The following is a 13,152-nucleotide window of genomic DNA, read 5'->3' as shown; positions in this document are numbered from 1 at the left end:
CCCCGTCAGCCGCACTCGCCCATATATCCGCAGTTGGCGCACTTGGCGCAGCCGTCCACTTTATGCAAGGCGTGCGCGCCGCATTCCGGGCAAGGTTTTCCGATGCCAAGGGCTGGGTTGACCGGGGCAGCGGCAGCGGTGCCCTGGCCGTCCTCTACCGCAGCGACTCCACCCTCGCGCCGGGCCAGGCGCGCCGCCAGCCCGGCCACCGGCACCTGGCCGCCTTCGGCGTCCAGGAAGCCGCGCTTGATCAGGATGCGCTGCAGCGCATAGCCAATGGCTGCCACCTCGGAATCATGGAAGCGCGGCACCTCGGTGCCGTCCTGCCGCACCAGCGTGCCGTAGCGGACCGTGCCCTTGTCCCACACGACATTGCGCATATCGGCGAGCGCCTTGGCCACCGAGCCGCCCGAGCGCGCCACCATCGACAGCAGGCGCATGGTCGATGTGATCCACTGCTGCCCCTCGCTGCGCTGGCCGGCCGGCATGAAGAACTCGATCGGCCGCTCGATCTCGACTGGCTTGCCATCCAGCACGCCGCTGACCCGCATGAAGTTCACGGTCAGGTAGACGGTCTTGTGGCCCTCGTAGGTCATGTAGTCGAGCTTGGAGGTCACACCTTCCAGGTCGCCGACCGGGCGGCTGCCGAACGGGCGAACCAGCGGATCGTCCACCGCGGGCGCCGCGACGGGAACTGCCGGCGTGCTGACCGACAGCACGGCACCGAGCACGCTGTTCGGCCGGTATGTCGCGAGTCCCTTCAATCCCGCCTTCCAGGCCTCGAAATACAGGTTGCGGAACGCCTCGTACGGATAGTCCTCCGGCACGTTGACGGTCTTGCTGATACTGGTATCGATATAGGGCTGCACGGCCTCCAGCATGCGCATATGGTCCAGCGCCGACATCTGCAGCGCCGTCACGAAGGCGTCCGGCAGTTGGTCCATGTCCGCACCCGTGTGACGGTAGAGCCGCCAGGCGTGGTCGGCCACTTCATAGGCGCGGTAGGTGTTGTCCGGCATGCGCTTGCGGCGGTTGTAAGTCCACGAGAACGCCGGCTCGATGCCGTTCGAGGCGTTGTCGGCAAACGCCAGCGTAATGGTGCCGGTCGGCGCGATCGACAGCAGGTGCGAGTTGCGCAGCCCGCTGCGCCCGATCGCCTCGCGTACGGGCTCGGGCAGCCGGCTGGCGAAGCCGCTCTGCAGGTAAGCCTCGGCATCGAACAACGGGAACGCCCCCTTCTCCGCGGCCAGTCCGGTCGATGCCAGATAGGCCTCGTCGCGCATGCGCTCCGAGATGCGGGCGGCAAGTTCGCGTGCGGGCTCGCTGTCGTAGCGCAGGCCCAGCATCACCAGCGCGCTGCCCAGGCCGAGGAAGCCCAGACCCACGCGGCGTTTGGCCCGCGCCTCGGCCCGCTGCTCGGGCAAGGGCCAGAACGTCGCGTCGAGCACGTTGTCCAGCATGCGCGTGGCTACGCGGACCACCTCGGCGAAGGCATCGAAGTCGAACTCGCTGCCGGGCGTGAACGGCCTGCGCACGAAGCCCGTCAGGTTGATTGAACCGAGGCAGCAGCAGCCATACGACGGCAGCGGCTGTTCGGCGCAAGGGTTGGTCGCCTCGATGGTCTCGCAGTAATAGAGGTTGTTGTCGGCATTGATGCGCGACAGGAACAGGATGCCGGGCTCGGCGTGGTCGTAGGTCGCGTGCATGACCTGGTCCCACAGCAGGCGCGCGGGCATGCGGCGATAGACCCACTGGCCGTCATCGCGACGGTAGGCGCCGCTGGCGATCAGGTCGGCGCCGGGCTCGGCCTCGTGCACCAGTTCCACCTCCTCGTCGGCCTCGACCGCGCGCATGAAGGCGTCGGTGACCCCGATCGAGATATTGAAGTTGCTGAGTTCTCCCTTGTCCTTGGCGTGTATAAAGCTCTCGATATCCGGGTGGTCGCAGCGCAGCACGCCCATCTGCGCGCCGCGCCGCGCACCGGCCGACTCGACCGTCGCGCACGACGCGTCGAACACCTTCATGAAGGACACCGGCCCCGATGCGCGCGAATGCGTGGCGCGCACCAGCGCGCCGGCCGGGCGGATGGCCGAGAAGTCATAGCCGACGCCGCCGCCGCGCCGCATGGTTTCCGCTGCCTGCGCGACCGCGGTGTAGATGCTGGGCCGGCCATCGCGCGGCTCCGACACCGAATCCCCCACGGGCTGCACAAAGCAGTTGATCAGCGTGGCCTGGATGCCGGTGCCCGCGGCGGAATTGATCCGCCCGGCCGGCACGAAGCCGTTCTCCTGCGCCCACAGGAAACGCGCGGCCCAGGCTTCGCGCTGGTCTTCGGCTTCCACCTGCGCCAGTGCGCGCGCCACGCGCGCGCGCACGTCCGTGACGCTCTGCTCCTCGCCCTTGGCGTATTTCTCCAGCAGGACTTCGGTCGAGATTTCCTGCGACGCCAGCGCGCCGCGGAGGATCTGGTCGTTTGCGTTCATGTCTTGGCTCACCATTCATGCCCGGATTGGGCAGCCGGTATGCTCCGGCCATGGCAGGCAAGATCGCCTGCGCAAGATCAATCCGATGCAATTTCGACGCAGTGCGCCCACTCTGGGTTACAATGTCGATCGGACGGGCCTCCTCGCATGGTGGCGCGGTCAACCTGGTCAGGTCGGGAACGAAGCAGCCATAGCCGTTTTCCACCAGTGCCGAGGGCCAGGCTCGTCCACCTCATTCCCTCCCACTATTCCGCACGTCCTGCGCCCGTCTTCCGTTATCCGTTCCGCTATCCGTTTGGAACTTACGGGCTGTCCTGCAGAAATCCCCTACGCATCCCCAGGCTTTTCCGGCACCTCGTTGCGCCGGGCCACGCCGCGCATTCCGTCACTTTAGTACAGCAAGACTCCGGATGCCGCCTCCTGCATTCTGCGCCGATTCGGGCGAGACAGCAGGACGCGGCCGCTCAGGTTTCAGAACAATGAGCCCTGCACCGGCTCCACGGCCGGCGCGGACAGCGCCTCGACCGGAATCCACTTGCCGTCCGACGTAGCCACGCCGGCCTCCACTCGCTTGCCGGGGAACATCGGCGCCACGGCAGCCACATAGCGCATGAGCTGGGCACGATAGCCAGCATGTTCCTGGGGAAGCAAACGCAGCTTGTAGTCGATGATGACCACCCTGTCGTCGAATTCGACCAGCCGGTCGATGCGCAGCAGTCTGCCGCGCGCATCGTAGAGTTCGACCTCATTGCGCGCGGACGCCGCGTCAAAAGCCTGCAGGAGCGGCGACAGCGCCGGCGCCGAAAGCATCGTCTGCACTGCGCCGACGGCCTCGTCCACCTGGGCCTGCCAGGCCTGCCGCGCGCCTGGCGAGCCGGCCCCGGCCAGCGGAAACCAACGCAGCACGGTCGGCACGTCCGGCACGGAATCGAACGCATCGGGATAGCGCGTGATGCGCTCCAGCAACGCATGGATCAGCTCGCCGTGGCGCGCCGCGGCGGCATTGAAGACGATGCCTTCGGATTCATCGCCCGACGCCTCAAGCAGCGGCTCGCCGACGTCGTCGCGATCGTCGGCAAACGCCACCACCTCCGCCGCGCCGCGAAAGCGCAGCCGGAAATCCGTGAAGCGCACAGGCTCGCTCAGGCGCGATGCCGCGGGCAGGTGGTCCGCCAGCGTGGGCGGACGCTCGGCCACGGCCTCGCCCACGCCGGCCGCCTGCAGGCGCACATACCAGCTACCCGCGATTTCGCTGCCCGCTTCGGCATCGGCGTTGCGGCTCGCGCGGCCCCTGACGCCGCTGACCAGCAAGCCCTGTTGCGCTCGCGTCATCGCCACGTACAGCAGATTCCAGTTCTCGCGCTCGCCCAGCGCTGCCTCAGCGTCGAACAGCGGCGCGCGGGCCAGCCCGCGTTCGCTGCGCTTGCCGTACGCGGAAAAATGCCGCGGCACGCGCGACTCCGGCGACCAGTCGATCAGGATCCCGCCACGGTCCGGCGCCGGGTCGCTGTGGTTCGCATCCAGCAGCACGACGAACGGCGCCTCCAGCCCCTTGGCCGCGTGGACGGTCAGGATATGCACGGCGTCCAGCCCGGCCTGCGCGGGGTCCTCGTCAGCGGGTTCGGTGTCCTCCGCCATGCCGCCCTCGTCAGGGCTTTCCTGTTCGTCGCCACGCCGGATTTCCTGCAGCTCGTCGATGAACTTCGGCAGGCTGGGATAGCGGCCGCCGTCGAGGTCCAGCGACAGCTTCAGGAACGCGTCGAGATTGGCCAGCACCTGTTCGCGGATATCCGGCGGTGCGGCCTCGGCATAGCGCCGCCGCACTTCGCCGCCGTGGAAGATCTGGTCGATCAGGTCATGCACGGGCTGGTGCGGTGCCAGCCGCAGCCAGTGCCGCAGCCGCGCCACGCCATCGCGGACGGCATCGGAACAGACTTGCGGCACGCCGCCTGCCTCGATGCGCGCCCACCAGCCGCCCTCGCCCTCCAGTTGCGACAGCGCCATGAGGTCGTCATCCGTGGCCCCAACCAGCGGGCTCTTGAGCACGTGGGCCAGTTCCAGGTCGGATTCCGGCGTCATCAGGAACGCCAGCAGGGCCGACAGGTCCAGCGCCTCGAGCGTGGCCAGCAGGCCGCCACGGCGCGGGCTCAGGCACGGGATGCCGGCCTCGCGCAAGGCGCGCTCGTAGTCGGCCAGATGGGTCTTGCGCCGCACCAGCAGGTGCATGTCGCTCCAGCGCGCTGGCCGTTGTTCGCCGCCCTCATGAACCGGGACAGTGTCGTGGATATGGCGCAGCCATGCCGCGACGCGCCGCCCCTCTTCCAGGCGCAGCGAGTCGCCCTCCTGACGCCGCGGCTGCAACAGCGTGTCGCGATGGCCAGTTTCCGTTGCCGCGTCCGCGGGCGTGTCCGCCTCTTCGGCCGGCGCTTCGGCCGATCCGCTGTCTCCGGGCTCCACCAGCGGCAGCAGCCAGACCGGCCCGCCGCCTTCCGGCAACGCGGTGGTCTGTGTTTCGTAGAGCGGATATCGGCCTTCGCCTCGCGCGGCATCGAACACCGCGTTGACCCATGCCAGCACTTCCGTGCGGTTGCGGCGAGTGCGGTTGGTGCGCAGCACCGTGGCACCGAACTCCGCCTGCAGCATGGCGCTCGCGGCGCCGAACAGGCGCGCGTCGGCGCGGCGGAACCGGTAGATCGACTGCTTGGGATCGCCGACCAGGAACACCGTCGGACGTTCGCCAAAGCCCGCATAGCCGGCCAGCCAGCCTTGCAGGATGCGCCACTGCAGCGGGTTGGTGTCCTGGAATTCGTCCAGCAGCAGGTGGCGGTAGCGCGCGTCAAGGCGCACCTGTAGATAAGTGGCGGTTTCCTCCTCGGCCATCAGGCAGGCGGCCTGCCACTCCAGGTCGGCGAAGTCCATCGCGCGCTGCTCGCTCTTGTATTGCTGGTAGCGTTCCAGCAGCGCATCGCCGAGGCGGTACAGCGCAAGGTTGACCGCGAGCACCGCGGCCTCGCAGCGGCGCGCACTGATCTCGTCGAGCATCGCGCACAGTTCGCCGTGCTGCGCCACCAGCGCATCGGCCTGCGATTCCCCCCCAGCCGACTTGACCAGCGCGCTGGTCCGGCGCAGCGAGCGCGGGCTGCCCGCCGCGGTGAAGAATGCCGTGCGCAGCAGCGTGAACGCTTGCTCGGCCGGCTGGCCCGGCGCCGCCCCGGCTTCGCGCCACGCGCCGATGGCAATGAGCGCGTCCTGGATGCGGCCCGCATGCGCCTGTTCGGTCTTGCCGCCGCCACCGAGCCGCGACGCCAGCGACTGGCACATTTCGAGCCATGCTTCGTCGCTCAGCACCGGCACCAGCACGTCGCCCTGCGCATCTTCGCCAAGGCAATCGGCCAGCGCCTGGGCCGGGTCGCCGCCTTCGCGCATGGCCCACCACTCGCTGCGCGCATGGAACATGGCGTCGAGCAGGCCACGCGCCTGGAACTCGCCGACCGCATCGACGAGCGTTTCGTACGCCTGCCGCAACTCGGCATATCGCGGCGCCGCCAGCGAGCGCCAGACCGGCGCCCACGCTTCGCGCTTCATGCGCAGCGCGTCCTCGCGCAAGGACGCGCCCGGCACGACCCCGGACGCGAGCGGTGCGCCGCGCAGCAGCGTGCCGAACCAGCCGTGGAACGTGTCAATGGCCATGCGTCCGGGTGCGGCCAGCACCTGCGCGTGCAGGCGACGAGCGCGCGGCAGCGCGTCGCGCGCAGCCTGCGGCGTCATGCCGCGCATGACCAGCGCCTCGACCACCGCGTCATCGCTGTCGCGCGCCATCTGCGCGAGCACTTCCAGCAGGCGCTCGCGCATTTCCTCGGCGGCCTTGCGCGTGAAGGTGATGGCCAGGATCTCGTGCGGGGCGGCGCCAGCCAGCAGCAGGCGCACCAGCCGCGCCACCAGCAGCCAGGTCTTGCCGCTGCCGGCACAGGCTTCGACCACCACCGAACTGGCGGGATCGCACGCGGCGCGCGTGAAATCGGCCTCGCTCACGGGCTGGCCGTCGCGCAGGTAGGCGTGAACTGTCATGATGTCAGCACCGGCACGGCGGTGGATTCCCAGAAACCCTTGCGGCACAGGCCGCGGGCACTGCAATACGTACAGGCCGAGGCGTCGCCGAACGCCGGCAGCCGCGCACCTTGGCGCAGGCGCATGACGTCGTCGCGCATCTGCCGCTCCAGCCAGGCCACGGCGGCGTCGAAGTCCGGCAGGTCGACTTCGCGCTGCGGCGCCGCGGCGCCTTCGCGCGCGCCCTCCAGCGCCACCCAGCTTCCGCCGACCGCATCGGCACGCAGCAGGCCGTAGAACGGCAGCTGGCAATCCTCCTCGACCTCGCTGGTCTTGCGCTTGAGGCGCATCGCACTCTGCGTCTTGTAGTCGAGCACGGCATGCGCGCCATCCGGTCCCTGGTCGAGCCGGTCGATGCGGCCGTTCAGCCGGATCGGCTTGCCGTCGGGCATGGGCAAGTCCACGCCGGCGTCGATCTCGCCGCCGCGCCAGAACCATCCTTGCGCTTCGCGCCCGGTCTGCCACGACACATAGGTCGGCAGCACTTCGCACCAGCGCCGGTAGTAGCCGATCGCGTTGCCGTCCTCGGCCATCAGCGCGCCAAAGACGTCGTCCGAGATTTCGCGCAGCCGGTCGAGCCGCGCCGCCTCCGGCACCACGTCGCCGCGCTCGCGCCGCGCCTGCAGTTCGCGGTGGTAGCGCAACAGCACGCGGTGCAGCAGCTCGCCGATGTCGCGCTTCTCCAGGTCTTCGCTCACGGCATCGAGCCCCGCCAGCCCCAGCATGCGGCCGGCAAAGAACTGGTAGGGACAGCGTCGCAGCATGTTGTAGGCCTGCGCGCTCCAACGGGCCGGCACCAGCTCCGGCGCCGACGGCGCCGGCATGCCGCGCGTGTCGGCGAACGTCTGGTGGACGAGCGGCGCCATGCTCGCTTCAAGCGTCACACCGGCGCGCGCGCAGCACGCGGACAGGCGCTCGATCCAGCCGGACACATGCCTGGGCTCGCCGCGTCCGCCCAGGCGCTGCCAGGTCAGCACCACCTCGTCGTTGTTGAGCAGCACTTCCGCCAGGTCGCGGGCCTGCTGCGCAAAGCGTGCTTCGCGGTCTTCCAGTTCCAGTTCGCGGCGCATCTGGTTGGAGAAGAACATCAGCTCCGCAGCGCTCGACGGCAGTTGCGCGTCGTCGCATCCCACCACCACGACGCCGTCGAACCGACGCATGCGAGCACCGTTCAGCGGCAGGATGGTGATCCGGGCCGCGCTGCTGGCCGAAGGCTCCTTGTACGCCACCGACTCCAGCAACGCGGACAGCATCGAGCGGAATTCCGCTTGCGACAGCGTGGCGTGCGAACTGGTCTCGTCCGATGGCAGGTCCTGCAGCCGCGCCAGCGCGTCAAGCAACTGGCGGCCGGCCTCATCCGCGGCGAGCGCGGCGCGCATGCCGAGCGCGTCGAGGGTACCGTCCAGGCAGCCCAGCCAGACCGACAAAGGGTGCTGCGCGACGCCGCGCGGCCAGCGGCCGGCCTCATCGGCGAGCACGACAAGTAGTTGACCCGCGCTGCGGCGCACCGCTTCCGCGCGCTCGATTTCCGCGTCTTCAGCTTCTGCCGGCGCCGCAGGCAGTGCACCGGACAGGTGGCGTAGCCGGTCCCATCCGCCGCTGATATTGTCGCGGCGGACGCGGCGCTCGATCAGTGCGATGGCGACGCCGCGGTCCGGGAATTCGGGCAGGCAGAACGGGCTCTTCAGCAAGTCGAGCAGCGCAGCGGTGTCGCCATCGCGCACCAGCAAGTCGAACCAGCGCATCAGCGCGGCGGCCGCGCGCGTGGTGGACAGCTTCCAGCCGGTCTCATCGCGCACCGGCGCGCCGGCACGGGCGAGCAGCGCCCGCACTCGCCTTGCCACGACGCGATCGTGCGCGACCAGTGCAATATTGCGGCGCCCCGCGTTGAGCCATTGCACAAGCTGATCGGCCGCGGCCGCCGCTTCATCCTCGAAACGGGCGGCGCCGATGACGCGGATCGATGGCCGCGCTTGCGGCAGCACTGGCAGGGCCTGCGCGAATGGCGGCGCATCATCGTCATGCGCGATACGCGCTTCGGGCCACAGGGCGACCAGCGTGTCATACCAGCCGGCAGCTTCGGCGTCGCCGTCACCCGACCAGTCGTAGCCGATCTCCAGCACGGGCACGAGCTCGGCGGCATCGCGCAAAAAGGCAGTCTCGATCGGCGTAGGCGGTGTCGGACCGACCCAGACCACCGGCCCCGAGAGTTGCTGCGCGAGCTGGCGCAATGCGCGCCGGCGCGAAGGCAGAGGATCGTCCGGACCTGACAGCGCCTGCCAGAACGCCAGCACGATGCGCGCCTCTTCGCCAAGCAGCCGCTCGGACAGGTGCGCATAGGTGCGTTCCAGCGCGCCCTGCAGCAGCGACGCCCGGTCCATGCCGTCCAAGGCTTCGCCGTCGCTCACGGCGGCGTCCTCGAGCCAGCGCGTATTGAGCTCGTCGCAGATCGACAGCAGGGTCTGCGCCAGGCCCCACGCCGCGGATTCCGTTTGCGCGCCGAACGATCGCCTCAGCCAGTCCTGCGCGCGCACCGCCTGCTGCACGGCCAGCAGGCGCGCGGGATGGCTTCGCACCGGCGTGCCATCGGGCGGCAGGTCGAGCAGCCAGTGGCCGAGCGTCAGGACGCGGGGCAGCAGCCGCGGCCGCCCGGCCGCGCGCGCCACGGCATCGAGTGCCATGCGCACGCCGGGAATCTGCGCCGCGGTCGGAACGACGACGTGTGCGGCGGCTTGCGGCACGCCGCAGTGGTCCAGGAAATGCCAGGCGGCCGCAGCGGCCTGGTCAAGGAAGTCCGGACCGGGACGAAAGCGCAGCGGCGTCATGGGCGCGGGCGCCGCGGCTTACGCGGACTGCGGAAGGGAACGGGTGGAAACAAGGGACGCAAGCAACGGCAATGGCGAAAGCAACGAAGCCCCGCTTCCCGCACAACGCACGGTTCGGGGCGCGATTTGAAGTCCGAGCGGGTGGCCCCGCGCCGGATCAGTCCGAACGACGCTCCAGCCGCGCCCGGATCTCGCGCGCCGTTTCGAGCAGGCCTTCGTAGCCCGAGCGCGCGTGTTCAGGCAGGTCCGGGTCGCCGACCAGCGTGCCCAGTGTCTCGATGATGCTGTACACCAGCCCCTTGGCCGCGCCGCTGGCGATGCTGTCCGTCTCGACCGCGCTGCTGATGTGATCCAGCGCGTCGCTCAGGTGTTCCACATCCGGAGACGCCGGCTCGGCGTCGGGCTGCGTGGGCTTGCGGGAATCGGGAGTCATGTCGATGGCCTTGTCAATGGCGCATGGCGCGCAGGAATTGCTGCCCTTCTATTCTACGCGTCCGGCGGGCGCATCAGGCACACGTCGGTCAAATCCGGGCAGAGCGCCAGCGCACTCGAAAGTGCCGCTTGTCCCACATGATCGATTGCCGGAATCTCTTGGCCCCATTGAAACAACCATTCATGCGAACCGGAAATCCAAGGCAGAATATAAGCACCGCCTGAGATTATCCGGGCCGCTAACGGGGCCTTTGGGGAGCCGTCTTGAAAATCCGCAAACTGGTAACATATCGACGAAACCGGGGCGCGACAGCGGCCGCCGCGGCGAATCTCCGCCAGGCGCCGTCAGGCGAATCCGGAGATTCTCATGTAAGGTAGCAGTTCGGCCATTCCCAACCATTGACATAAACTGAGCGAAACCAGAGGTTTTCCGCCATGAGTGAACAAATCAAGTATGTGAGCGACGCCTCGTTCGACGCCGACGTCCTCCAGTCCGACAAGCCGGTCCTGCTCGACTTCTGGGCGGAATGGTGCGGCCCCTGCAAGATGATCGCCCCGATCCTGGACGAAGTGGCCAAGGATTACGGCGACAAGCTGCAGATCGCCAAGATCAACGTCGATGAGAACCAGCAAGTGCCCGCCAAGTTCGGCATCCGCGGCATCCCGACACTGATCCTGTTCAAGAATGGTGCAGTCGCGGCCCAGAAGGTCGGCGCACTGTCCAAGTCGCAGCTCACGGCGTTCCTCGACGGCAACCTGTAAGCGCTTGCCTGCCGGAGCCCTGGCATGGGCTCCGGGTTTCCCACGATCCGATGTGCGTGCGCCACCCTCTGGCGCCCCGGTCGGATTGTGCTAAGATGCCACCAACAACTTCCCCGAGCGTTCGCTCATTTCTTTCCCCCTTCCCTCTAGGTCTCGCCCGTCCGGGCCTTCTGTACCCCTTGTCTATGCACCTGACAGAACTCAAATCGCTTCACGTGTCTGCGCTTCTCGAAATGGCGGCAACGCTCGAGATCGACAACGCACAGCGGATGCGCAAACAGGAACTGATGTTTGCGATCCTGAAGAAGCGCGCCAAGATGGGCGAAACCATCTACGGAGACGGCACGCTGGAAGTTCTGCCAGACGGTTTCGGTTTCCTGCGCTCGCCGGAAACCTCGTACCTGGCCAGCACGGATGACATCTACATCAGCCCGTCGCAGATCCGCCGCTTCAACCTGCATACCGGTGATTCGATCGAAGGCGAAGTGCGCACGCCCAAGGACGGCGAGCGTTACTTTGCACTGGTCAAGGTCGACAAGGTCAACGGGCAGCCGCCCGAAGCGGTGAAGAACCGCATCATGTTCGAGAACCTGACGCCGCTGCACCCGAACCGGCCGCTCCAGCTCGAACGCGACATCAGGGCCGAAGAGAACATCACCGGCCGCATCATCGACATGATCGCGCCGATCGGCCGCGGCCAGCGCGCGCTACTGGTGGCCTCGCCCAAGTCCGGCAAGACCGTGATGCTGCAGCACATCGCACACGCGATCGCCAACAATCATCCGGAAGCGGACCTGTTCGTGCTGCTGATCGACGAGCGCCCGGAAGAAGTGACCGAAATGCAGCGCTCGGTGCGCGGCGAAGTCGTGGCCTCGACCTTCGACGAACCCGCCATCCGCCACGTGCAGGTCGCCGAAATGGTGATCGAAAAGGCCAAGCGCCTGGTCGAACTGAAGCGCGACGTGGTCATCCTGCTGGACTCGATCACCCGCCTGGCACGTGCCTACAACACCGTGGTGCCCGCATCGGGCAAGGTGCTGACCGGCGGTGTCGACGCCAACGCGCTGCAGCGCCCGAAGCGCTTCTTCGGCGCCGCGCGCAACCTGGAAGAAGGCGGTTCGCTGACCATCATCGCCACCGCGCTGATCGAGACCGGCAGCCGCATGGACGACGTGATCTACGAAGAGTTCAAGGGCACCGGCAATATGGAAGTGCACCTGGAGCGTCGCCTTGCTGAAAAGCGCGTCTATCCGTCGATCAACCTGAACAAGTCCAGCACGCGCCGCGAGGAGCTGCTGATCAAGCCGGACATCCTCCAGAAGATCTGGATCCTGCGCAAGTTCATCTCCGACATGGACGAAGTCCAGGCCATGGAATTCATCCTGGACAAGATGAAGGCAACGAAGAACAACGCAGAGTTTTTCGATATGATGCGCAGAGGCGGCTAAGCCTCCGGCATCTTCGCCCAGCGAACAAAAGGCGTGCCGCGGCACGCCTTTTTGTTTTGTCGCTTTTTTTGTCGCATTGCCAGGGCCGGCCCCGGCTTCCGGCCCTCACCGCACCATGCTTGGCAAACTGACCCAATTCCTGCGCACCCGCTCGAAAGCCCGCAAGCTCGAGCACTACGCCATCCCCGATGCGCTGTGGGAGCGCACCGTGTCGGCACTGCCGTTCGTGCAGCGCTACGCCGAGGACGACCTGCGAGCGCTGCGCGAACTGGCCACGCTCTTCATCGCAGAGAAGGAATACTCCACCGCGCACGAACTGCCGCTGACCGACGACATGGTGGTCAGCGTCGCGGTACAGGCTTGCGTGCCCATCCTGCGTCTGGGCATCGAGTGGTATCGTGGCTGGCACGGCATCGTGTTGTACCCGGGCGAATTCATCATCCGGCGTACGGTGCAGGACGAAATCGGGCTGGTTCACGGCATCGTCGAGGAAGCCAGTGGCGAAGCCTGGGAACATGGGCCGGTCATCTTGTCCTGGCCCGATGTCGACACCCCCGGCGGCGGTGCCGATACCGGGCACGATGTGCCCGCCGACACGTACAACGTCGTGGTCCATGAATTTGCCCACAAACTGGACATGCTCGACGGCGAGCCCGACGGCATTCCGCCGTTTTCGCGGATATTGCACCCGGGCGTCGACGCCGAAGCCTGGGCCGAGACTTTCCTGACCGAGTACGACCGGTTCGCCGAAACCTGGGATCGGCACCCTGCTGAAGCCTGGGAGCATCCCGAACGGCTGCCTCCTGCGCTCCGCCTGATCGACCCGTATGGCTGCGAAGCCCCTAGCGAGTTCTTTGCAGTGACGGCCGAAGCATTTTTCGTCGAACCAGCAGGCCTGAAACGTCACTGGCCCGTGATCTACCAATGCCTGGCCACGTTCTTCCGGCAGGATCCCGCCGGCGCATCGGTGTAAGCTGCCGATTCCGGCGCTGGCCGGTTCGACGCGAATTGCGGCCGCGCTTCCCCAAGCCATTGCTTTTCTGCCATAATCCCGGTTTGCCCGTAATCGGCAAGTGGTTCGTCTCGCACCTCGGC

7 protein-coding genes and 1 other RNA gene are annotated in these 13,152 nt (G+C 67.5%); 4 read left to right on the top strand and 4 right to left on the bottom strand.

Annotation, left to right across the window (positions count from 1 at the left end; translation table 11 throughout):
- Positions 1 to 5: 5 nt before the first annotated feature.
- The gene (locus tag CupriaWKF_RS05995; protein WP_276100075.1) at positions 6 to 2,483 is read right to left on the bottom strand and encodes an adenosylcobalamin-dependent ribonucleoside-diphosphate reductase; all 2,478 of its coding nucleotides are present in this window, start codon (positions 2,481 to 2,483) and stop codon (positions 6 to 8) included.
- Positions 2,484 to 2,615: 132 nt separating this feature from the next.
- On the opposite strand from CupriaWKF_RS05995, the gene ffs reads away from it, so the two are divergent.
- Positions 2,616 to 2,714, top strand: an RNA gene (gene ffs, locus CupriaWKF_RS05990) — signal recognition particle sRNA small type.
- A 240-nt stretch (positions 2,715 to 2,954) separates the two neighbouring features.
- Here ffs and CupriaWKF_RS05985 read toward each other — a convergent pair.
- From CupriaWKF_RS05985 to CupriaWKF_RS05975, 3 genes are all read right to left on the bottom strand, one after another.
- A complete protein-coding gene (locus CupriaWKF_RS05985; protein ID WP_276100074.1) occupies positions 2,955 to 6,551 on the bottom strand; it encodes an exodeoxyribonuclease V subunit beta in 3,597 nt (1,198 codons plus the stop codon).
- A complete protein-coding gene (locus CupriaWKF_RS05980; RefSeq protein ID WP_276100073.1) occupies positions 6,548 to 9,415 on the bottom strand; it encodes a PD-(D/E)XK nuclease family protein in 2,868 nt (955 codons plus the stop codon). The genes CupriaWKF_RS05985 and CupriaWKF_RS05980 overlap by 4 nt, the downstream gene beginning before the upstream one ends.
- A gap of 157 nt (positions 9,416 to 9,572) precedes the next feature.
- The gene (locus CupriaWKF_RS05975; protein WP_276100072.1) at positions 9,573 to 9,848 is read right to left on the bottom strand and encodes a hypothetical protein; all 276 of its coding nucleotides are present in this window, start codon (positions 9,846 to 9,848) and stop codon (positions 9,573 to 9,575) included.
- A gap of 434 nt (positions 9,849 to 10,282) precedes the next feature.
- On the opposite strand from CupriaWKF_RS05975, the gene trxA reads away from it, so the two are divergent.
- The 3 genes from trxA (at position 10,283) to CupriaWKF_RS05960 (ending at position 13,030) form a co-directional block, all read left to right on the top strand.
- Positions 10,283 to 10,609: a thioredoxin TrxA gene (gene trxA, locus CupriaWKF_RS05970; RefSeq protein WP_010814265.1), complete on the top strand. Its 327-nt coding sequence runs from the start codon at positions 10,283 to 10,285 to the stop codon at positions 10,607 to 10,609.
- Positions 10,610 to 10,794: 185 nt separating this feature from the next.
- A complete protein-coding gene (rho, locus tag CupriaWKF_RS05965) occupies positions 10,795 to 12,057 on the top strand; it encodes a transcription termination factor Rho (RefSeq protein WP_276100071.1) in 1,263 nt (420 codons plus the stop codon).
- Between the two features lie 115 nt (positions 12,058 to 12,172).
- Positions 12,173 to 13,030 carry a M90 family metallopeptidase gene (locus CupriaWKF_RS05960; protein ID WP_276100070.1) on the top strand — a complete coding sequence of 286 codons (858 nt, stop codon included), beginning with the start codon at positions 12,173 to 12,175 and terminating at the stop codon, positions 13,028 to 13,030.
- The last annotated feature ends 122 nt before the right edge of the window (positions 13,031 to 13,152 follow it).

This window comes from Cupriavidus sp. WKF15, from assembly GCF_029278605.1.
In the GTDB taxonomy this organism is placed as follows: Bacteria; Pseudomonadota; Gammaproteobacteria; order Burkholderiales; family Burkholderiaceae; genus Cupriavidus.
The sequence above is the reverse complement of the archived record's forward strand: the minus strand, read 5'-3'. Positions and strand labels throughout refer to the sequence as shown.